The following is a 21,871-nucleotide window of genomic DNA, read 5'->3' as shown; positions in this document are numbered from 1 at the left end:
AGTTCCCGAATACCACCTATCCGAACGAATAGCTCCGGCGGGCGCGAACGCGCTGCCATGATGGCTATCTGTCGTCAGCGTAGGTGGGTCTACAGAGAATTACGAGAAAGGAGTCAAGAAAGAGACGAAGGGTCTGTCAGGGAGGAACGGCACGCTGCGCGGGTTTGCAGAAATCAGGGTTCGCTGACGTAGCACTCGCGGGCTGGCGGGGAGCGCAAGGTCAGGGTTTGGCCCTGCGAAGGACTGGATCGAATTTGATCCGTCGGCCCACGACCAGCGCGGCAATGAACAGACTGGCGAAGATACCTGCGCAGGTCTGGATAATGGTGCTCAAGGAGCCTTTCGGCAGCGCAAGCAATTGATCCGCCACAATGGCCATGATGGCCAGGATCAGAAATAAGGTTGCTGCTTTCGACATGGCGGTTCTCAAAGTGAAGACGGGTGGTCGGTAAGCCTGTGCAATCAACCAATCAATTCAAAACACCCAGCGCTCGGAGCGATCGACTGGAATGGCTTCATCGGTATCGTTGGCCAGCATGGCGTCGGTATGAGCCGCCGACAACCCGGCAAAGCGCGGAGCCTGCTTCATGAGGTAATGTGGTTGAGCCTGAACAGCGACGCTCTGTGTCTTGCTGCCATCGTCCTGAAAGTGGAAAGCCACCAACGCCACAAGCGCCGCAGCATTCAACGCACAGAGAGTCATGTTCATCTCGATTACCTTCGTTTGGAATTGGTTTTGAAGGGGATTGCACGAGGATGAATAATGCAGTCTGCATGCCAAGCGAGATTTTAAAATAAATCCATTAAAATCAAGTGGTTAGAGCTTTGCTGGCACGGCTTTGGATTGCACTTTGCAATGACGCCATTTTGCAGCATTGCATTTTGCATGACGCCAACGTATCGGTCGTCAAAGCTCCGGCGGACTACGACGCTAAAAGACAATGACGACATGACAAAACAAAGGGTTGCCGTTAACATGCTCGCCGTCCCGCTGGTGCCGTCTAGAGCACCAGCACTGTGTCTCAGTAGCTCAATTGGATAGAGCATCCCCCTCCTAAGGGGAAGGTTGGCAGTTCGAACCTGCCCTGGGACACCATTATGATCACCGCGCGAGCGTATCGTTGCGCGGACCCTCAAGATTCTTCTGCTGCACCCTCCTGCTGATCATTTTCGCCCCCCAACACGCCACTCCGCTGATGTCTACTGATGCTGCGGCGTCAGCCGATCGCGCCCGACATTTCATGTAGGTAAAAGCTTGATGCGTGGCCGATCCGTCAGGCGTCTGTTGCGCGCCGTATCGGCGAGCACGCCATAAGTCTGTTCAAGCAGCGCCCAGAGAACGCACTTGCAGTGTGGCTACAGGAGCAAGTGTTGAATTGAATGCTCGCGAAGTTGCGATGAAGACATCGGACGCTGGCCGGTATGAAGGAAAAAACGGGGAGGGGCAATACGCGAGGTGTTTTAGCAGCGTGTTTCAGGAGTCTGCCCAGCGGCGATCCTGGTGAGCACATTCGGGTTCATTCAGAACCGCAGGCGCAGAGCAGGGGTTGGCAGTCGCCTGTCCAACCCTTGCGTTTAATAGCACTCGATCGACCGACGCTTGAACGTGCCGTGCGGATGCAGGGCCTGGACAAGCGTCGTTTCATGAGCCTGAGTGGCGGTCTTACAGGTTCAGATACGGGACCTGAGTAGTAGAAACCGAACCCAGTTGCGTCGAGGTCAGTGCGCCGACTTGAGCGTGGGTCAGTGCGCCGACCTGAGAGGTCGACAGTGCACCGATCTGCGCCGTGGTCAGCGAGCTGACCTGGGTGGTGGTCAGGGCAGCGATATCCTTGGTGGTGATCGCTGCAACCTGCGCCGTGCTCAGGGCCGCCAGTGTGGTCGTCGAGATGCCCGATACCTGCGCTGTAGACAGTTGCGCGACCTGCGCCGTGGACAGGTTGGTGCCCAGTGCGCTGACCTGAGTGTATTTCAAGGCAGCAACCTGACTGGTGGTCAGGCTAGTGACTTGAGCACTCGACAGAGCAGCAGCCTGACCGGTGGTCAGGGCCGCGATATCAGCCGTTTCGATCGACTGAACCTGAGTGGTGCTCAGATTGTTCAGCACCGAAGCTGCCAGACCCGATACCTGAGTGGTCGTCAGCGCTGCGATTTCCTTGGTGGAGATCGCCTGCAGTTGAGCGGTGCTCAAGCCCGCCAGCAGCGAGGTGGTCAAACCTGCAGCCTGACTGGTGGTCAGGGCGCCGATCTGGGTGGTGCTGAAGCTCTGGCCCAGCGAGCTGACCTGGGTGTACTTCAACGCTGCGATCTGGCCGGTCGTAAAGCTCCCGATCTGGGTGCTCGACAGCCCGGTCATCTGCGCGGTCGACAGTGCAGCGACGTCGGTGGTCGAAACCGCAGCCACCTGGGCGGTGCTCAGGCTGGCGACAACCAGGCCAGTGACCTGGCTTGCGCTAAGGGCAGCGACCTGAGCGGTGCTCAGCTTGGCGGTCAGCGTGCCGACCTGAGTGGTCGTCAGGGCGGAAACCTGAACAGTCGTCAGCGCGTTGACACCGGACGTGGTCATCGAGCCCAGCTGAGTCGTGGTCAGCGAAGAGATGTCACGGGTGGCAATTGCAGCCACTTGGGCGGTGCTCAGGGCGGCAACGGCGGTGGTGCTGATGCCGGCCACTTGCGCGGTCGACAATGTGCCGATCTGTGCAGTGCTGAGGCTGGCGGCCAGCGTGCCGACCTGGGTGCTGGTCAGTGCTGCAACCTGCGCGGTGGCCAGTGCGGCGACCTTGGCAGTAGACAACGAAGCCAGTTGAGTGGTCGACAGGGCCGCCACGTCCTTGGTCGAGATCGCCTGAAGTTGAGCCGTGGTCAGGTTACCCAGCGAGGTGGTCGACAGGCTGCCGACCTGAGCGGTCGACAAGGCAGCGATGTCCTTGGTCGAAATCGCCTGAAGCTGAGTGGAGGTCAACGAGCCCAGCACGGTGGTCGACAGACCTGCAGCCTGACCTGTGGTCAGAGCGCCAATCTGACCGGGCGTCAGGTTCGCCGCCAGTACGCCGACCTGGGCGGTGGACAGCGAGGTAACCTGGGCGGTGGTCAGCGAGGCAACGCCTGTGGTTGTCAAACCGCCCAACTGGGTGGTGGTCAACTTGGCGATGTCCTGGGTGGAAATCGCCGCGACCTGAGCGGTGCTCAGAGCGGCAATTGCCGTGGTCGTCAGGCCTGGCACCTGGGTGATGCTCAGCTTGCCGATCTGGGCAGTGCTCATCTTGGCCGCGAGAACGCCAACCTGGGTGCTGGTCAGTGCTGCGACCTGAGCGGTGCCCAGCGAACCGACCTGGGCAGTGGTCAGGGAGCCGACCTGAGTGGTCGACATCGCGGCAACGTCTGCGGCCTCGATGGCCTGCAACTGTGCAGTGGTCAGGTTGCCCAATGCGGTGGTCGACAGGTTCGATACCTGAGAGGTCGACAGCGCCGCGATGTCCTTGGTCGAGATCGCTTGCAACTGTACGGAGCTCAACGAGCCCAGCACCGCGTTCGACAGACTGCCGGCCTGTGTGGCGCTCAGTACCGCAATCTGCGCGGTCGACATTTTGGCAGCCAGTGCGCCGACCTGGTTGGTGGTCATTGCCGTGACCTGGGCAGTCGTCAGAGAAGCGACGTCTGCAGTGGCAATGGCACCCACCTGCGCGGTGGTCAGGGACGGGATGTCCTTGGTCGAAATCGCAGCCAGCTGAACGGTAGACAGAGCGGCCACAGCCGTGGTGCTCAAGCCCGCAGCCTGGGCCGTGGACAATGCGCCAACCTGGGCGGTGGACAGTTTGGCAGCCAGGGAGCTGACCTGGGCGCCGCTCAATGCGCCGGCCTGAGCGGTGCTGAGTACGCCGACCTGGGCGGTGCTCAGAGAGCCGACCTGAGTGGTCGACAGCGCAGCGATGTCTTTGGTCGAAATGGCTTGCAACTGAGAGTTGGTCAGGTTGCCCAGCGCGGTGGTCGAAAGACTCGAGACCTGAGTCGTGGACATCACTGCGATGTCGGCGGTGGCAATGGCCTGCAGCTGAACGCTGGTCAGTGCTGCCAGTACGGTGGTGGTCAGACCCGCGGCCTGGCCGGTGGTCAAGGCACCGATCTGTGCGGTCGCCAGCTTGGTAGCGACGGTGCTGACCTGCGCGGTCGTCATCGACTTGACCTGAGCGGTGGTCATGCCGGCAGCGGCGGTGGTCGACAGCGAGCCGATCTGGGCAGTGGTCAGCGCTGCGATGGCCTTGGTGTTCAAGGCCGACACTGGAGTTGCCCCCAAAGCGCCCAACACTGTGGTGGTCAAGCCTTTGACCTGAGTCGCCGACAGTACGCCGATCTGTGCAGTGGTCATGTTGCTGGCCAGTGCATTGACTTGAGTGCCGGTCAGGGCACCGATCTGGGCGGTGGAAAACGCAGCCACTTGAGTAGTGGTCAGCGCAGCAACCTGAGCTGTGGCAAGTGCAGCCACGTCCTTGGTGTTCAGCGCGCTCAGTTGCGAAGCGTTGAAGGCTGCGATAGCTGCCGTGCTCAGCGATACCACGTCGGCTGTCGACAGCGTGGCGATCTGGGCGGTGGTGAGAACGGAAGCTTGCGCGGTGCTGAGCGCGGCAATATCGGAAGTCGATAGTGCCGCGATCTGCTTGGTAGACAACACGGCAATTTGCGCCGTTGACATCGACGTGACGATGGAGGTCATAGGGTTAACTTTCCTGGTATGAATTTAGTTATTGGCAGAGTTACTCACGCTCGCATCGCCGCAAAACGAGCCCTCGAGTGCCATGCTATCGACATGGCATTTTGATACTTGAGGGGTCCTGGACACATTTAGTAATCGGAATCAGGGGTTACGCCAATTGCGTTTGCGGTTTTGCTGCGCTCGCCGCCGGGAAAGTGCCGTTTTACCGCCGCGTTCAGGTCCATTACTCCATATAAATAACTGATTTATAAGGATTTATTTTATTGGCGCCTTGCCCGGAAATAGTCGATGAATTTGTAAGGGTTTCCCCTAGAGGGGCGCTGACTTTTGTGTCGGTTTTGATAAAAAAGCTGCGCATCCCGAACGGGCATCAGACGGCACTTGTCGGGAGGAGGGGAGCGAGAGGTGCAGCTTTTATCAGGGTATCGATCGGCGTCTCAGATCGATTGCAGCAGCTGAAGTACGGTGTGGTATTCCCAAGTGCTCAGAAGGCTGACCGGATCGGTGCCGTAGCGTTGCCAGGATTCGAGCGAACCGGTCTGGCCATCCGGCGAACTGCAGCGCTGGCAGCATTCCAGCTTGTCCCCGCTGCCTGATAGCGTCAGCGACCAACCGTCGGCCTCGATGACGAACGACGCGGCGCTGGACTCGCCCCATTTTGCCGCAGACACTCGGCGCATGACGCGAACCCCCAGGGCTATATCCCTGAGTATCTGGCAGGCCTGCCGAGCGGTAAGTGTACTGGCTGACATCTTGGGCATCTCTTGATAAACAGGCGGGTGGTTCCTGGATCTGACGCAAAGATGCCGTGGCCACGCTGCATTATGGCGATAGCTTGCACAATTAATTTGCAGCAGCATAGAACCTCGAAGCTAATCAGCCTCTGGAACTTGCTACGAAGAAATTTAATGCGATAAGTGCAACAGGCAGGTGACTGGATTAGTACTTTCAACTAGCATTGCAGCAAGCAAATGCCACTTCCCCGAATCAGGAGCACCCTATGTCTCGTTTGGCAGAATTTCGTAAGCTTGAGCAACAGCTGGCCGCACAACTTGCTGAACTGGAGTCGCTGAAAAACGACACCGGATTGCAAAAGGAAATGGAATTTGAAAACAAACTGCGTGGCCTGCTGGGTGAGTACAACTACAGCCTGCGCGACGTGATCAATATCCTCGATCCACAGGCTGGCGGCCGTAAGGGCACCCCGGCAGCGGCTCCCGAGAAGACCACGCGCAAGGCGCGCTCGGTCAAGGTCTACAAGAACCCGCACACCGGTGAACTGGTCGAGACCAAAGGCGGCAACCACAAGCTGTTGAAAGCCTGGAAGGCCGAGCATGGCAATGACGAGGTCGAGTCCTGGCTGGCCAAGTAAATCGCTGAACCGCTGAACACAAAGGCCGCTCAATTGAGCGGCCTTTTTTATTTGGAAGATTGACGCCAAACTTGTATCTGCACTGTCATTCCTTCATGCGGTCTTTCAATCGACGTTAATCCGCCGACAACCCTAGACAAAAAAGCCACGAGGTGATTAGCCCCCGTGGCTTGTTCATTACTAGTTCAAACCTGATACAAGCTCATCACGCAGTCTTTACAACGCCATGTCGCTTGCAGGCTTGCTTTCGACTGGCTTGGCGGGTGCAGTGCTGGTACCAACGGTCTGATCGAGCACCGGTGGAGTGCCCAGCTGCAGAATTTCTGCGGTGTAGTTCCATTCCTGCTGCACAGCGGCTGGCGAGTCGTTGAGCTTGGTGCCGTAGCTCGGCACGATCTGACGGATCTTCGCTTGCCACTCAGGCGTTGCCACCTGGGTTTTGAAGATCTTTTCCAGAACGTTGAGCATGATCGGTGCAGCGGTCGAAGCACCCGGCGATGCGCCCAGCAGCGCCGCGATGGTGCCGTCCTGGGAAGAAACGACTTCGGTGCCCAACTTGAGCACGCCGCCTTTGTCTGCATCACGCTTGATGATCTGCACGCGCTGGCCGGCTTGCCACAGGCGCCAGTCTTCCTTCTTGGCGTGCGGGAAGTATTCCTGCAGCGCCTTGAAGCGGTCGTCGTCAGACAGCATCAGCTGACCGGCGAGGTACTCGACCAATGGATACTGCTCGATACCGACCTTGGTCATCGGCCAGAAGTTGTGCGTGGTCATGCTGCTGAACAGGTCCAGGTACGAGCCTTCTTTCAGGAACTTGGTGGAGAAGGTCGCGAACGGGCCAAACAGGATCACCCGCTTGCCGTCGAGCACGCGGGTGTCCAGGTGCGGAACCGACATGGGCGGCGCGCCGGTGGAGGCGATGCCGTAGGCCTTGGCCATGTGCTGCATGGCGACGGTCGGGTTCTCGGTGACGAGGAACGAACCACCGACCGGGAAGCCTGCGTATTCCTTGGCTTCAGCAATCCCGGATTTCTGCAGCAGCTTCAGCGCACCGCCGCCGGCGCCGATGAACAGGAACTTGGCGTCGGTACCGGAGGTGCTGCCGTCCTTCAGATTCTTGTATTCGACGTGCCAGGAGCCGTCTTCGTTACGCGTGATGTCGTTGACCTCGCTGGACAACTTCAAGTCGAAGTTCGGACGGGTCTGCAGGTAGGACACGTATTGACGGGTGACTTCACCCCAGTTGACGTCGGTACCGATCGGCGTCCAGGTGGTCGCCAGCTTCTGGGTCGGATCGCGGCCTTCCATCATCAGCGGGACCCACTTGGCGATCTGCGCCGGGTCTTCGGAGTACTGCATCGGACGGAACAGCGGGCTGGCTTGCAGCGCGTCGTAACGCTTCTTGAGGAATTTGATGTTGTCATCGCCCCACACGAAGCTCATGTGTGGTGTGGTGTTGATGAACGACGGCGGGTTCTTCAGAACGCTGCTCTTGACCTGCCAGGAGAGGAACTGACGAGTCACCTGGAAGGCTTCGTTGATTTCAATGGCCTTGGAAATGTTGACCTTGCCGTCTTTATCTTCAGGCGTGTAGTTCAGCTCGGCCAGGCCCGAGTGCCCGGTGCCGGCGTTGTTCCAGCCGTTGGAGCTTTCTTCGGCGACAGCGTCCAGGCGCTCGACCATTTCCATCGACCAGCCCGGTTCCAGTTCATTAAGCCAGACACCCAGGGTCGAACTCATGATGCCGCCGCCAATCAGCAGTACGTCGACTTTCTTGCTCTCGGCGCCATGGGCTTGCAGTAGAGTTGCCGAAATGGCCAGGCCCAGCAGAGCCGTGCTCGTTTTCTTGAACATTGAGTCATCCAATAGATAGAAAGTTATCCGCCTGCAACCCTTCATCAGGCAAGGTCCTGCAGCACATCACCGCCGTACAGGCATGAATGTCGCGCAGGCTTCGCTCTCAGAAGACGAGGAGGAAGGGTCAAGAGGTCGGTGTTTCGGGCGACCTCCCGTTCTATGTCCCTCGGTGCTGGCTTTTTATTCGATCTTTGGATTCAGCAGCTTGAGTAAACATCAATCCATCGCAGAACTCGGTCATCAGGTCCAAGCGCTCTGCAACGGGGCGGGGATTGTACCCGAAATGTGATTTACGACAAATCAGACGACGTTTAAGTCAATACGCCAATTTGTCTCAGGTGGCCAATTGCCGTTGCTGCGCGCGAGCGCTCCCTGTAGCAGTGAGCTTGCTCGCGATTGCGGCAGCACAGTTGTCCCGGCAATGTCTGAAGCGCAAGCATCTGTGTAGCAGCACGGCTTGCCGGCGGAACGTCCTGAAGATCGCTACCGCCAGCAAGCCGTGCTGCTACAGTTTCAAGCGCAAGATAGTTACAGCGTGAACTTGCCGACCATCATGTTGAACGACACCGCCAGACGCGACAGTTCCTGGCTCGAGGCGCTGGTCTGGTTGGCGCCCGCGGCAGTCTGTGCCGACAGGTCCTGGATATTCACCAGATTGCGGTCCACTTCCCGCGCGACCTGCGCCTGTTCTTCGGCAGCGCTGGCGATGACCATATTGCGTTCATTGATCTGACTGACGCCTGCGCTGATGCGCTCCAGTGCCAGGCCCGCTTCGGTGGCCAAAGTCTGGGTGTTGACCGCGATGGCCTGGCTCTTGCCCATGGCCTGGACGGCTTCGTCGGCACCTTTGCGCACCAGGGTGATCATCGATTCGATTTCGCCGGTCGATACCTGGGTACGGTGAGCCAGCGCACGCACTTCGTCGGCCACCACCGCAAAGCCGCGGCCTTGCTCACCGGCGCGGGCGGCTTCGATGGCGGCATTGAGCGCCAGCAGGTTGGTCTGTTCGGCGATGCCGCGAATCACGTCCAGGACTTTGGTGATATCCCGGATCTGTCCTGCCAGGGCTTCGACGCGTTGGGTCGAGTCGGTGATTTCCACGGTCATGGTGTTCATTGCGCTCACCGCCTGCTGCACCTGATGCTGGCCCTTGAGCGCATCGTCAGCGGTCTGAGTCGACACCTGCGACGCGCTGGCGGCGTTGCGTGCGACTTCCTCGACCGCAGCGGTCATCTGGTTCACGGCAGTGGCTGCCTGCTGGATTTCGTCATTCTGGCGCAGCAGACCGCGACTGCTGTCGTCCGTCACCGCGGTCAGCTCCTCGGCGGCTGAAGCAAGCTGATCGGATGCGCTTGCGATCTGCTGCACAGTGCCCTTGAGGCTGCCTTGCATGTTGGACAGTGCCTTGAGCAACTGACCTGTTTCATCCTGACCGCCGACTGCAATGGCTTGCGACAGGTCACCGCTGGCGACCCGGGATGCGCTTTGCACCGACTGATAAATCGGCCGGGTGATCATGCGGGTGACGATCAGCCCCAAGGTGATGGCGCAAACCACCGCGATCAGCGAGCCGATGATCAGAATCCAGGTCACCTGACGGTCGGTGTCGATCCCTGCCTGGGCCGAGTCACGCGCCTGACGGGAGTTGGATTCGATAATGATCTTCAACTCGCCCATGGTTTTGCGATAGGTGGGGGTAACCAGCGTCGCAGCCTGTTTGCTGGCCAGCTCGATATCGCCGCTCTGAATCACCGCCAAGGTGTTCTGCACAGCGGCCATATATGCCGGCCAGTCCCGCATGAAGTCTTCACTGGCGGCTTTTTCGTCGGCTTCCATTGGAGTGCCACGATAGATGTTGAAGTCGCTGTCTGCCTGAGCCTGATTTTCCCTGAGCGATTGAATCGCGCCATTGATCTCGTCAGCCGGCGCCTTGAGTGCGCTCAGCGCAATGATCTTGAAGAAGTCGCGGTTGGTGGCGATCACGTTCGCCTTGACCGAGTCGACCTTGGCGATAGACAGCATGCTGTTGGCGACCGTGTCTTGAAACAGGTCGTACAGACGCGAAATACCGGACTGGCCGAGCACGCCTATCACCACAGTAATCAGCGCGCACAGGCTAAAAGCGGACAACAGCTTGGACTTGAGTTTCAGATCGGTCAGCCAGGACATGGAGGCATTACTCAGGGCAGGATTTAAGTGTCGCGGCTGCATGGGCCGCATCACTTCCTATCGGCGGTGGGGCGGGGGACTTTACACATTTCGAAACACCTGCGATGAATGTCATCATCCACCCCGGTTGTCGCTGATTCTGGATCCACGGACGTTGGCCGCGTGAGGGCGAAATGTTTCGAGCAGGTTAAGTGCCCGCTCGCTGACCAACTGCGTCACAGATCAGTCGGATGTGCTTTAAAGGCTACGCCTGGCGATGGCATTTTCCCGATGCCATCACCTAAGCTTTGTTCCTGCGCCGCCGATAACTCGAACAGGCGGCTTCTTGCCGCACTTGAACTGGCCAAAGCTTGCGTGAAATAGCTTGATGGCAAATTGATGTTGGCTATCATTCGTCCCGCTGAACGGGGGGCGGCGAAGTCGATCCGTTGTGTAATTGCCTATGGGCTGATTTTCTCCCGTGACAGGAATCTCGATGCTGGCGTGGAACCAAAAAAGCTTTCTGATCGTCGATGATTTCTCCGATTTCCGCAGCTCGGTCCGCTCGATGCTGCGTGAGTTGGGCGTCAAGGAAGTGGACACCGCTGATACCGGCGAACAGGCGCTGAAGATGTGCTCGCAGAAGCGCTATGACTTCATCCTGCACGACTTCAACCTGGGTGATGGCAAGAAGAACGGCCAGCAAGTGCTTGAAGACCTGATGACCGACAAGCTGATCAGTCATGAAAGCGTGTTCGTCATGGTCACTGCCGAGAACAGCCAGGCGATGGTCATGAGCGCGCTGGAGTGGGAGCCCGACGCCTACCTGACCAAGCCCTTCAACCGCGCAAGCCTGGCTCAGCGTCTGGAAAAGATCGTCCAGCGCAAGAACCTGCTCAAGCCGATTCTGCAGGCGCTGGATCGCGGCAAACCGGCGGAGGTGTTGACCGCCTGCGTCAACCTGACCAAACAGGATCCGCGCTTCGCGCCGCTGTGCCTGCGCTACAGGGCCGACGCCTTGCGCGACCTGGGCCAGCACGAACCGTTGGAGGCGTTTCTCAAATCGATTCTTGCCGATCGTCCGCAGCCCTGGGCCTACGCGGCGTTGGGCAAGCTGCTGTTCAAGCGTGGGCGTAACGCCGACGCGCAGGCGGTCTATGAAGACGCGATCCGCGCGTTCAACGCGATGCCGGTGCTGTTCGACGGCCTGGCCGATGTGCTGATGGCCAGCGGCGACAACCGCCGCGCGCAGAAGATGCTCGAAGAAGCGGTGCGCCTGTCACCCTACGCGGTGCGGCGTCAACGCCTGCTGGGCAAGCTGGCGCTGGAGAATCAGGATTTCGACGGCGCCTCCAAAGCCTTTCGCCAGGCCGTTTCGCAAGGGCAGTTCTCGCGTTTCAAGGACCCGGAAACCAACCTTGGCCTGGCCCAGGCGCTGATCAGCCGTGGCGGCGAGCGCGGGCTGGATGCGCGCACCCGGGTCGAGATCAACCAGACCCTGGGTGAAGTCGCCAAGGAGCATGTCAACGATGCCGGCCTGCAAGTGCGGGCGCGGCTGATGAAAGCCACCAGCGTGGCCAGTTCCGACCCTGAAATGGCCGCCAAGCTGACCGAGCAGGCGTTGGAGCGGCTCGAAGGCATGGAGCAGTTCCTCAGTGCCGATGCCGCGCTGGCGGTAGCCTCGCAACTCAAGCAGTTGGGGCAGGAAGGCGCCGGCGCCGGTATTCTCAAAAGCTGCGCGGAGATCTATGGCGATGATCCGCAGGTCATGCAGAGCATCGCCAGGCAGACCGACGATCCCGACATCCTCAGCGCGGGCAAGGCGGCGATCGATCTGAACATGCAAGGCATTCGCAGCTATCGGGCAGGCAAGCTGGGCGAAGCTCAGGACTTGTTCCGTCAGGGGCTGGCACTGCAACCGAAGAACATCAGTATTGCCCTGAACCTGGCGCAGGCGCTGCTGCATGTGGGCGTGCAGAATCTCGACACCGCCAGTCTGCAGGAATGCCAGAACAGTCTGAAAATGGTCGGCAAGATGCCCGACACTGATGCGCGCTACGAGCGTTATCAGAAACTGCGATCCAGGGCGTTTGGTCAATGAGTGATCAGCAACCGGGGGTGGATTTCTCCATGGTGATCGCCTCCACCGTGCACGACATGAAAAACTCGCTGGCCTCGTTGATCCAGGCGCACGGGCAGTGGGTCAGGCAACTGCCGGCGACTGATCGCGGCACGCCGGAGCAGGGCGTGATCGATTACGAGTTCGCGCATCTGAACGGCATGCTGGTGCAACTGCTGGGGCTGTACAAGCTGGGCGTGAACCAGCTGCCACTGCGTCCGGACTACCACGAGCTGGACGATTTCATCGAGGCGCAGCTGGCCTTTCACCAGGAAGTACTCGCCAGCCGCGGCATCATCGCGCGCTTGCGCGTCGACGATTTCGGCCTGCCGGGTTTCTTCGACCGTGAGTTGATCGGTTCGGTGGTGTCGAACGTGGTGATCAATGCCATTCGCTTCGCCCGGCATGAAGTGCTGATCAGCGCGGGGCAGGTCGGCGAGCAATTGGTGATCAGCGTCAACGATGATGGGCCGGGCTTTCCCGCGCACATGATCGAACACCAGACCGACTATGTGCAGGGCATCAACCAGAGCAGCGGCAGCACCGGGCTGGGGCTGTATTTTGCGGCGAACATCGCCCGACAGCATCAGCGCCAGGGCGTGCCGGGGCATATCGAGATCGCCAATGGTGGCGAACTGGGCGGCGGGCTGTTCAGTATTTATCTGCCGTAGGGCGACCGCAGGATCTTCCAGCCTCGCTGCTGCCGAGTATCCGAAGCCTGGGCGTCTACAGCTTCATGGCCTTGCCGAGCACGACATTCAACGCATTGCGCGCATCGTCGAGCTGCACCAGCGTGGCGTGATGGGCACCGAGGGCGTCGCGGTTCTCGATGGCGGTAAGGATTGCCTTGTGCCGGGGCAGGGCCAGCTCATGCAGGTTCGGGCGTTTGTTGGAGTGCTTGAGTGCTTCGCGCAGCGCCAGTGACAGCATGTTGCACAGGTGTGCCAGCAGGTCGTTGTGGGTGGCATCGGCAATCCGGCTGTGAAAATCCAAGTCCGGCTGCAGCACGTCCTCCACGCTCGGCGCCGCCTCCATGCGCTGGTAGGCTTCGCCAATGCCGGCGATCTCGTCTGGTGTTGCATGTTGCGCGGCAAGGGCGGCAGCGGCCGGTTCAATGATGCTGCGAACGCTGGTGAGCAGGGCGAAGAATTCGTTCTGCGGCGAGCTTTGCATCAGCCAGTGCAGCACGTCGGGATCGAGGATATGCCATTCGCGGCGTGGTTTGACCACCGTACCTACCCGCGGACGCGAATACACCAGGCCCTTGGCCACCAGCACCCGGGTGGCTTCGCGCAGCACCGGGCGACTGACCGCATATTCCTCACACAGCAAGGCCTCGGCGGGCAGTTTGTCGTCAGGTTTGAAGCGTCCTGAAACGATCTGCATGCCGATGTCCTGGACAATGCGCGAATGCATGCTTTTGCGGTCGGAGGGCTTACGGTAATCCATGGGCGCGCGTGGCAATCCTGAGCGGTGAATGCGGCGCATCATAGCACTGGCGGGGAGCGCTGGCGTCGCTGCGAAACTTGCGGGCTTACAGGTCAGGCGCGACCTGCCGGCCCGACCCTCAACCCTGTAGGCGCCGGCTTGCTGGCGAATGCGCAGTGTCAGTCGAATCACCTGTATCTGACACCTTGCGGTTCGCCAGCAAGCCGGCTCCTGCAAGTGATTGCGCGCGCTCGCGAAATTTGCGCACATCCGCAGCTCCCTGGCGGATGCGTGCGCAAGCGCGATCACCTGTAGGGGTAGCTTCGTCTCCCAGATTGATCAGTGCGAATGCCGAGGCACTTCCGAGCCGCGCATGCCCACCAGGAAGTCAAAGTCGCAACCCTGATCGGCCTGCATCACGTGCTCGATGTACAGCTGGCGATAGCCGCCCACCAGCAGTTGTTGCGGCGCTTGCCAGTCCGCCAGGCGCGCAGCCAGTTGTTCGTCGCTGATGTCCAGGTGCAGGCGCCCGGTCGCACAGTCCAGCTCGATGAAATCACCTTCCTGCACCACCGCCAGCGGTCCGCCGGCAGCGGCTTCCGGCGCCACGTGCAAGACCACGGTGCCGTATGCCGTGCCGCTCATGCGCGCATCGGAAATACGCACCATGTCGGTCACGCCCTGAGCCAGCAGCTTGGCCGGCAGGCCCATGTTGCCGACTTCGGCCATGCCCGGATAACCCTTTGGCCCGCAGTTTTTCATCACCAGGATGCTGCTTGCGTCAACGTCCAGCTCAGGATCGTTGATCCGCGCCTTGTACATGTCGAAGTTCTCGAACACCACTGCGCGTCCGCGATGTTTCATCAGCGCGGGCGTGGCGGCCGAAGGCTTGAGCACAGCGCCCAGCGGCGCCAGGTTGCCGCGCAATACACAAATGCCGCCATCGGCCACCAGCGGGTTGTCGATGGCACGGATCACTTCGTCGTCACCGTAGATCGGCGAGTTCTTCACGTTCTCCCAGAGCGACTTGCCATTCACGGTAAGGGCTTCGGGGTTGGGGATCAGGTTGTTTTCGCCCAGGCGGCGCAGCACCGCAGGCAAGCCACCGGCGTAATAGAACTCTTCCATCAGGAAACGTCCGGAAGGCTGCAGGTCGACCAGGGTAGGCGTGCCGCGACCAATGCGCGTCCAGTCGTCCAGGTCCAGATCGACACCGATGCGCCCGGCGATGGCCTTGAGGTGGATCACTGCGTTGGTCGAACCGCCGATGGCGGCGTTGACCCGAATGGCGTTCTCGAAGGCTTCCCTGGTCAGAATCTTCGACAGGCGCAGGTCTTCGTTGACCATCTGCACCGCGCGCATGCCCGACATGTGCGCCAGCACGTAGCGACGCGAATCGACGGCCGGAATCGCAGCGTTGTGCGGCAGTGAGGTGCCCAGAGCCTCAGCCATGCAGGCCATGGTCGACGCCGTGCCCATTGTGTTGCAGGTGCCGGCCGAGCGCGACATGCCGGACTCTGCGGAGAGGAATTCATCCAGGCTGATCTGGCCGGCCTTATACGATTCGTGCATCTGCCAGACGATGGTCCCGGCGCCGATGTCCTTGCCCTTGTGTTTGCCGTTGAGCATCGGCCCGCCGGTCACGACGATGGCCGGGATATCGCAACTGGCCGCACCCATGAGCAGGGCAGGGGTGGTCTTGTCACAACCGGTGAGCAGCACCACGCCATCGATCGGGTTGCCACGTATCGCTTCTTCGACGTCCATGCTCGCCAGGTTGCGCGTCAGCATCGCGGTCGGGCGCAGGTTCGATTCGCCATTGGAGAACACCGGGAATTCCACCGGAAAGCCACCGGCTTCGATGACGCCACGCTTGACGTGTTCGGCGATGGTGCGGAAGTGGGCGTTACACGGGGTCAGTTCGGACCAGGTGTTGCAGATGCCAATGATCGGCTTGCCCTGGAACTGATGGTCGGCGATGCCCTGGTTCTTCATCCAGCTGCGGTACATGAAGCCGTTCTTGTCGGCGGTACCGAACCATTGGGCTGAACGCAGGACAGGTTTCTTATTGGCATCAGACATAAATCAGCACTCTTATTGTAAGACTCGATTTGTAAGACTAAAGGCTTCGCTTGACGACTAAAATAGGCCGAAAATCGTCTGAGTGGAAGTGTTGTAACGCTAAATAGTAATACTATATAGTCGTTTCCCAACGAGGGACGACCCTGCCAGGCCGAGCGACACGTTGTACGGCGCACACGAAGGCAGAGGCGATCCCCGCGCTTGCATAACAAAAACAACGTGGAGAACGCATACATGAGCCAGGAACTCAGGCTTATTCGTCGCATCACCCTGAAACTCATACCCTTTCTGATCCTGCTGTACCTGATCGCCTATGTCGACCGTTCCGCCGTGGGCTTCGCCAAGCTGCACATGGGCGCGGATGTCGGCATCGGCGACGCTGCCTATGGCCTGGGCGCGGGACTGTTCTTCATCGGTTACTTCCTGCTGGAAATCCCCAGCAACCTGATGCTCGAACGCTTCGGCGCCCGACGCTGGTTCGCGCGGATCATGGTCACCTGGGGTGCGATCACCATGGGGATGGCGTTCGTCCAGGGCCCGACCAGCTTCTATGTGATGCGTTTTCTGCTCGGCGCGGCCGAAGCGGGCTTTTTCCCCGGCGTGCTGTACTACATCACCCAATGGTTCCCGGTGCGCCATCGCGGCAAGATCCTGGGCCTGTTCATCCTCTCGCAACCCATCGCGATGATGATCACCGGTCCCATTTCCGGCGGTTTACTGGGGATGGAAGGGGTTGGCGGCCTACATGGCTGGCAGTGGTTGTTCCTGTGCATCGGTGCCCCGGCGATCCTGCTGACCTTGCCGGTCCTGCGCTGGCTGCCCGATGGCCCAAGGGACGTGAAGTGGATGGACCCGGTCGAGAAAGACTGGCTGGCCGGCGAGCTGAAAAAGGATCTGGAACAGTACGGCCAGACCCGTCATGGCAATCCGCTGCATGCCCTCAAGGACAAGCGCGTGCTGCTGCTGGCGCTGTTCTACCTGCCGGTGACCCTGAGCATCTACGGCCTTGGGCTTTGGTTACCGACGTTGATCAAGCAGTTTGGCGGCACGGACCTGATGACCGGGTTTATCTCTTCGGTGCCTTATGTCTTCGGCATCGTTGGCCTGTTGATCGTGCCGCGCAGCTCCGACCGCCTGAATGATCGCTATGGTCACCTGGCGGTTCTGTATGTCATCGGGGCTATCGGCTTGTTCTTCAGTGCGTATCTGAGCGTGCCGGTACTGCAACTGGCGGCGCTGTGCCTGGTGGCATTTTCGCTGTTCTCCTGCACCGCGGTGTTCTGGACCCTGCCGGGCCGCTTCTTCGCCGGAGCCAGCGCCGCGGCGGGCATCGCCCTGATCAACTCGGTGGGCAACCTGGGCGGTTACATCGGCCCGTTCGTCATCGGCTGGCTTAAAGAGCTCACCGGGAATCTGGCCAGCGGCTTGTACTTCCTGTCGGGCGTGATGGTCTGTGGACTGATCCTGACCGGCGTGGTGTATCGCGTATTGGAGCGCAAGCACGTATTGCCTGCGTCGAGCTTCGCCGCCAGCGCCCGCAATTCTCGCTAGCACTACGCTTGTGTAGCCGCCGGCAAGCCGCACGGCTACACAAAACATTTCGTATCCCGGGTCTGACAGCGCCACAGAACCCGTAGCAGTCCGGCTTGCCGGCGGTAGCGATTTCGACACAGCCACCGCAAAAGGCCACGACGCAATCATCTGGAAAGGAGACATTCATGCATTTGGTTCAATTCGAATTGGGTAACGGCCAGCGTCGCGTCGGCTTGGTGGACGGCGCGCTGGTGCGCGAAATTCAAGGCGCGACCAGCACCCGTGAGCTGGCGCTGGCGGCCATCGACAAGAAGATTTCCCTGGCTGAGCAGGTCGACAGCCTGGGCCTGGGTGACAACCACGATTATTCGCAACTGCGTGCGGACCTGATGATCCTGCCGCCGCTGGACCATCCGGACCCCGCTCACCTGCTGGTCAGCGGCACCGGCCTGACGCACCTGGGCAGCGCCTCGGCCCGCGACAAGATGCACCAGCATGGCAACGATGAGTCCGCCATGACCGACACCATGCGCATCTTCAAATGGGGTATCGAGGGCGGTAAACCTGCTGCCGGTGAGCCCGGGGTGCAGCCAGAATGGTTCTACAAGGGCGACGGCAGCATCGTCATTCGTCCAGGGCAAGCCTTCCCGCAGCCGCCGTTTTCCGAAGATGCCGGTGAAGAGCCGGAGCTGAGCGGCCTGTATGTAATCGGCAATGACGGCCAACCCTACCGTCTGGGGTTCGCCATCGGCAACGAGTTCTCCGATCACATCATGGAGCGCAAGAACTACCTGTACCTGGCCCATTCAAAACTGCGCGCCTGCTCGTTTGGTCCGGAGCTGCGGGTCGGCGATCTGCCGCAGAACCTGGCGGGCACCAGCCGCATCCTGCGTGACGGCCAGGTGCTGTGGGAGAAGGAGTTCCTGAGCGGCGAGGCGAACATGTGCCACAGCCTGGAAAACCTCGAATACCACCACTTCAAGTACAGCCAGTTCCTGCGTCCGGGCGACGTGCATGTGCATTTCTTCGGCACCGCTACCCTGTCGTTCGCCGACGGCATCAAGACCCAGCCGGGCGATCATTTCGAGATCAGCCAGAGCGAGTTTGGCGCGCCATTGATCAATGGCATCGCCCCGGCCGAAGCGGTATTCCAGCCAGGCGCAATCAAGCAGCTTTAAGCCGTGCTTGCAGAACTGCCCCGACAGCGCCTTGGCCGGCGCCTTGAAAAACGTCAACCTGCTGGGGATCCAGCGGTTGGTGGATGGGCTCAATACCACTGCAGCATGAAGCTGATAACCCAGACCCTGTAGGAGTGAGCTTGCTCGCGATGCGCCAGATCAGACGCTGCAGCGGTGCGTGTAAAAGCGCCATCGCGAGCAAGCTCACTCCTACAAAACAGCTGTGAAAACGCAGAGCTAACGCAACACACCCGACACCCACATAAAAACAAACGAGGTGCGCCCCATGACCGCCAATGCCATACCGCTGGAACAGCTGGACGCCGAAGCGATTGAAGACAGCATTTACCGCAAGGTCAGCTGGCGCATCGTGCCGCTGTTCATCTGTTGTTTCCTGTTCGCTTATCTGGACCGGGTCAACATCAGCTTCGCCAAGTTGCAGATGTCCAGTGATCTGGGTTTCAGCGAGACCATCTACGGGTTGGGCGCCAGTCTGTTTTTCGTCGGTTACTTCCTCTTCGAAGTCCCCAGTAATGTCCTGCTGCACAGGATCGGCGCGAGAATCTGGATTGCCCGGATCATGGTCTCCTGGGGCATCGCTTCAGCCTGCATGATGTTCGTGCAGACCGAGTTCTGGTTTTACACCCTGCGCTTTCTGATCGGCGTAATGGAAGCCGGCTTTGTGCCCGGCGTGTTGTACTTCTTCACCCAGTGGTATCCCAGCTCACGGCGGGCGCGGGTCAATTCGTATTTCAAAAGCTCCATTCCCCTGTGTGGCATCGTCGGCGGCCCTATCGCTGCACTGATTCTCGGGCACTTCGACGGGGTCATGGGCCTGGCCGGCTGGCGCTGGCTGTTTCTGCTCGAAGGCATCCCGTCGGTGCTGTTGGGCGGTGTAGTGTTCTGGCTGGTCAAGGACCGTATTGAAGATGCCCCGTGGCTCAGCGCCCAGGAAAAGCAAGTGGTGCTGTCGCGGATGGCCAAAGAACCGCGGCCGACATCACCGCAGAAGGTCAAGGACATCTGGAAACACCCGACCACCTACGTCATGTCGGCAATTTACCTGTGCCTGGTCATGGCGCTGACCGGCCTGCTGTTCTGGATGCCACAGCTGATCAAGAGCGCCGGCGTGCTCGACACCATGAACATCGGGCTGTTGACGGTGATTCCTTATGTAGGTGCGGTGATCGGCAACCTGCTGATCGGCGCAAGCTCCGACCGCCACAGCGAGCGTCGCTGGCACATGGCCGCCTGCGCGACCCTGACTGCGGCGGGCTATCTGGTTTGTGCGCTGTTGCCCGGGCAGTTGCTGCCGTTGATGATCGGCATGACCATGATCATGACCGGCATCATCGCCTGGATGCCGATCTTCTGGACCATCCCGCCGCGCTTTCTCAGCGGCATCGCGGCGGCGGCGGGGATCGCCCTGATCAACTCACTGGGGCAACTGGGCGGCGTCATCGCGCCGTTCATGGTCGGTCGTATCAAGGACCTGACCGGCACGGCAACGCCTGCGCTGTTCGCCTTGTTCGCGGTCAGCGTGCTGGCCATTGCGCTGATTGTGTGGGGCATTCCCAAGCGTTACTACGCCAGGCAAGCGCTGCAGGACTGACCATCAACGGTATCAGCAAGGCGCCAGCCACACCGCTCTGGCGCCTTTTGACCTATCATTCGCGCTTTGACCTATGCGAATCATTGCCATGACTACCACACCGCAAACATTGCTTGCCGCCCTGCAGACAGCCTTGATTTCCCAAGCCATGCTGGAGATTGACGGGCTGCACGCGTTCGAATTCTCACTGGACGAAATGCTGCAAATCGAAAGCATGGACGGCCGCGAGCGCAAGGTCTGGCGATTCTCCCTGGCGCAGATCGACAGCGCCGAGTTCGACAGTGAGCTGCAAAGCTGGGTCATCAATGACGGCAATGCCGATCATCGTCTCCTCGTGCTCTCGGACGCGTTTACCAGCAGTGGTGACGACGAAGACGACGACAAGCAGGATTAACGCCGTCCCTTGTAGCCGTCCGGCTTGCCGGCGGTAGCGATCCGGCCAACACCACCGCCGGCAAGCCGGACGGCTGCGAAAGACAGGTCCGGATCCTGAGTCGTTACTGGCAACTACTCCCGGCCAACCGCTGTCATAGACCTGATTCTCGCGTTTGACCACGCGCCAACAACTCCAACAAAGAGATCACGCTCATGACCCCCAGACTCCTGCCCTGGCTGGTACTCGCCAGCAGCCTCACCTCCATTTGCGTACAGGCCAAATCCATGACCGACTACGACGTACTGGTGGGTGCCTACACCGCTGGCGCCAGCGAAGGCATCTACCGCCTGGGCTTCAATACCCAGACCGGCCAGCTCGACGCCAAGCCGCGTCAGGTGATCAAAAGCGAAAACCCGTCCTGGCTGACCCTGTCCAAAGACCAGCATCACCTGTTCGCGGTCAACGAGAACGGCCCTGGCCAGACCGACGTGGTCGGCAAGGTTTCAAGCTTTGCCATCGACCCCAAGACCCATGCGGTGTCGTTCATCAACCAGATCGAGAGCAAAGGCGAAGAGCCGACGCACTCCAATCTGAGCCTGGACGGACGTTTCCTGTTCGTCGCCAACTACGCCGTGCACCCTGATCCGGGCGGTGTGCTCGCCGTGGTGCCCGTGGGCAAGGATGGCAAGCTTTCGCCGGTGGTACAGACCGCCACTCATGAGGCGAGCAAGGTCAACCCTGAACGTCAGGCTTCGTCCCACGTTCATGCCGCCGTGCCGACCCCCGATGGCAAATACCTGATCGCCATGGATCTGGGCGCTGACAAGATGTTCGTCTTCAATTACGACGGCAAGCAGACCCAGCCCTTGAAGCCTGCCAAGGTGCCGTCCGTGGACTTGCCACCGGGCAGTGGCCCGCGTCACCTGTTGTTCAGCAAGGACGGCAAGCACGCCTGGCTGACCATGGAGATGAGCGCGCAAGTGGCCGTGTTCGAGTACCACGACGGCGCCTTCAAACGCACGCAACTGGTCGAACTGGCGAACAAGGATGGTCAGCAATACCGCGCCGCAGGTGGCCTGCACACTTCGCCGGATGGCAAATTCCTGTACGTCGCCAACCGTGGCGAGGCCAACGAGCTGGTTGTCCTGAGCATCAATTCAGCCAATGGCCAGCTGAAGGAAATCCAGCGCCGTTCCGTGGAGGGCAAGGAGCCACGTGAGTTCAGCTTCGACCCCAGCGGCCGCTTCGTGCTGATCGCCAATCAGAAAAGCAACCAGATCATCACCGTTCGCGTTGACCCGAAAACCGGTGTTTTGGGCGACACGGTGCAGAAAGTCGACTTCGATTCGCCCTCCGATTTTCGTTTTCTGAGTGGCAAGTGACACATTGACGCAGGCTCGAGCCCTTGATTTACAAGGGCTCGAGCCATGTATTAATTGAAGTGATAAGGGCTAG

The 21,871-nt window shown here is 60.0% G+C and carries 17 protein-coding genes, 1 tRNA gene and 1 pseudogene; 9 read left to right on the top strand and 10 right to left on the bottom strand.

From position 1 onward, the window contains the following. Positions 1 to 220: 220 nt before the first annotated feature. Together ACI2KS_RS01140 and ACI2KS_RS01135 are read right to left on the bottom strand one after the other, a co-directional pair. Entirely contained in the window at positions 221 to 418 is a 198-nt protein-coding gene (locus ACI2KS_RS01140) for a PA3371 family protein (protein ID WP_404616563.1), read from the bottom strand. A 57-nt stretch (positions 419 to 475) separates the two neighbouring features. Next, positions 476 to 709 carry a hypothetical protein gene (locus tag ACI2KS_RS01135; RefSeq protein ID WP_404616562.1) on the bottom strand — a complete coding sequence of 78 codons (234 nt, stop codon included), beginning with the start codon at positions 707 to 709 and terminating at the stop codon, positions 476 to 478. A gap of 310 nt (positions 710 to 1,019) precedes the next feature. Between ACI2KS_RS01135 and ACI2KS_RS01130 the strand changes: the two genes are divergently transcribed. Next, positions 1,020 to 1,096: transfer RNA gene (locus ACI2KS_RS01130), tRNA-Arg, on the top strand. 567 nt (positions 1,097 to 1,663) lie between these two features. Here the strand turns inward: ACI2KS_RS01130 and ACI2KS_RS01125 are convergent. Both ACI2KS_RS01125 and ACI2KS_RS01120 read right to left on the bottom strand, forming a co-directional pair. Next, positions 1,664 to 4,711, bottom strand: coding sequence for a beta strand repeat-containing protein (locus ACI2KS_RS01125; RefSeq protein WP_404616561.1), 3,048 nt, complete (start codon positions 4,709 to 4,711; stop codon positions 1,664 to 1,666). 437 nt (positions 4,712 to 5,148) lie between these two features. Further along, complete coding sequence (locus ACI2KS_RS01120; protein WP_404616560.1) at positions 5,149 to 5,463, bottom strand: hypothetical protein; 315 nt, start codon at positions 5,461 to 5,463, stop codon at positions 5,149 to 5,151. Between the two features lie 248 nt (positions 5,464 to 5,711). Here ACI2KS_RS01120 and ACI2KS_RS01115 point away from each other — a divergent pair, with 248 nt between their 5' ends. Next, complete coding sequence (locus tag ACI2KS_RS01115; protein ID WP_404616559.1) at positions 5,712 to 6,083, top strand: histone-like nucleoid-structuring protein, MvaT/MvaU family; 372 nt, start codon at positions 5,712 to 5,714, stop codon at positions 6,081 to 6,083. 216 nt (positions 6,084 to 6,299) lie between these two features. On the opposite strand, the gene mqo is transcribed toward ACI2KS_RS01115, so the two are convergent. The 4 genes and pseudogenes from mqo to ACI2KS_RS01095 all read right to left on the bottom strand — a co-directional run bounded on the left by mqo (position 6,300) and on the right by ACI2KS_RS01095 (position 10,501). After that, the gene (gene mqo / locus ACI2KS_RS01110) at positions 6,300 to 7,937 is read right to left on the bottom strand and encodes a malate dehydrogenase (quinone) (protein ID WP_404616558.1); all 1,638 of its coding nucleotides are present in this window, start codon (positions 7,935 to 7,937) and stop codon (positions 6,300 to 6,302) included. A gap of 531 nt (positions 7,938 to 8,468) precedes the next feature. Further along, positions 8,469 to 9,332, bottom strand: coding sequence for a methyl-accepting chemotaxis protein (locus ACI2KS_RS01105; protein ID WP_404617229.1), 864 nt, complete (start codon positions 9,330 to 9,332; stop codon positions 8,469 to 8,471). Then, a pseudogene (locus ACI2KS_RS01100) lies at positions 9,327 to 10,109 on the bottom strand (MCP four helix bundle domain-containing protein); the annotation flags it as partial. The gene ACI2KS_RS01105 and the pseudogene ACI2KS_RS01100, both read right to left, overlap by 6 nt. 215 nt (positions 10,110 to 10,324) lie before the next feature. Continuing rightward, entirely contained in the window at positions 10,325 to 10,501 is a 177-nt protein-coding gene (locus ACI2KS_RS01095; RefSeq protein ID WP_404616557.1) for a hypothetical protein, read from the bottom strand. An 83-nt stretch (positions 10,502 to 10,584) separates the two neighbouring features. On the opposite strand from ACI2KS_RS01095, the gene ACI2KS_RS01090 reads away from it, so the two are divergent. Both ACI2KS_RS01090 and ACI2KS_RS01085 read left to right on the top strand, forming a co-directional pair. After that, positions 10,585 to 12,189 carry a response regulator gene (locus ACI2KS_RS01090; protein WP_404616556.1) on the top strand — a complete coding sequence of 535 codons (1,605 nt, stop codon included), beginning with the start codon at positions 10,585 to 10,587 and terminating at the stop codon, positions 12,187 to 12,189. Continuing rightward, positions 12,186 to 12,878, top strand: coding sequence for a sensor histidine kinase (locus ACI2KS_RS01085; RefSeq protein WP_404616555.1), 693 nt, complete (start codon positions 12,186 to 12,188; stop codon positions 12,876 to 12,878). The genes ACI2KS_RS01090 and ACI2KS_RS01085 overlap by 4 nt, the downstream gene beginning before the upstream one ends. A gap of 55 nt (positions 12,879 to 12,933) precedes the next feature. On the opposite strand, the gene ACI2KS_RS01080 is transcribed toward ACI2KS_RS01085, so the two are convergent. Beyond that, the gene (locus ACI2KS_RS01080) at positions 12,934 to 13,656 is read right to left on the bottom strand and encodes a FadR/GntR family transcriptional regulator (protein WP_404616554.1); all 723 of its coding nucleotides are present in this window, start codon (positions 13,654 to 13,656) and stop codon (positions 12,934 to 12,936) included. 318 nt (positions 13,657 to 13,974) lie between these two features. Further along, positions 13,975 to 15,717 carry an IlvD/Edd family dehydratase gene (locus tag ACI2KS_RS01075; RefSeq protein WP_404616553.1) on the bottom strand — a complete coding sequence of 581 codons (1,743 nt, stop codon included), beginning with the start codon at positions 15,715 to 15,717 and terminating at the stop codon, positions 13,975 to 13,977. A gap of 234 nt (positions 15,718 to 15,951) precedes the next feature. Between ACI2KS_RS01075 and ACI2KS_RS01070 the strand changes: the two genes are divergently transcribed. The 5 genes from ACI2KS_RS01070 (at position 15,952) to ACI2KS_RS01050 (ending at position 21,798) form a co-directional block, all read left to right on the top strand. Continuing rightward, complete coding sequence (locus ACI2KS_RS01070; protein WP_404616552.1) at positions 15,952 to 17,268, top strand: MFS transporter; 1,317 nt, start codon at positions 15,952 to 15,954, stop codon at positions 17,266 to 17,268. A 167-nt stretch (positions 17,269 to 17,435) separates the two neighbouring features. Continuing rightward, positions 17,436 to 18,428 carry an AraD1 family protein gene (gene araD1 / locus ACI2KS_RS01065; RefSeq protein ID WP_404616551.1) on the top strand — a complete coding sequence of 331 codons (993 nt, stop codon included), beginning with the start codon at positions 17,436 to 17,438 and terminating at the stop codon, positions 18,426 to 18,428. A gap of 286 nt (positions 18,429 to 18,714) precedes the next feature. Further along, positions 18,715 to 20,040 carry an MFS transporter gene (locus tag ACI2KS_RS01060; RefSeq protein ID WP_404616550.1) on the top strand — a complete coding sequence of 442 codons (1,326 nt, stop codon included), beginning with the start codon at positions 18,715 to 18,717 and terminating at the stop codon, positions 20,038 to 20,040. 88 nt (positions 20,041 to 20,128) lie between these two features. Then, positions 20,129 to 20,434 (top strand): DUF5629 family protein, encoded by a 306-nt coding sequence (locus ACI2KS_RS01055; RefSeq protein WP_404616549.1) that lies wholly within the window; start codon positions 20,129 to 20,131, stop codon positions 20,432 to 20,434. Between the two features lie 194 nt (positions 20,435 to 20,628). After that, complete coding sequence (locus tag ACI2KS_RS01050) at positions 20,629 to 21,798, top strand: lactonase family protein (RefSeq protein WP_404616548.1); 1,170 nt, start codon at positions 20,629 to 20,631, stop codon at positions 21,796 to 21,798. Positions 21,799 to 21,871: the final 73 nt, after the last annotated feature.

The sequence above is a fragment of the Pseudomonas sp. NPDC087358 genome (genome assembly GCF_044900785.1).
In the GTDB taxonomy this organism is placed as follows: Bacteria; Pseudomonadota; Gammaproteobacteria; order Pseudomonadales; family Pseudomonadaceae; genus Aquipseudomonas.
The sequence above is the reverse complement of the archived record's forward strand: the minus strand, read 5'-3'. Positions and strand labels throughout refer to the sequence as shown.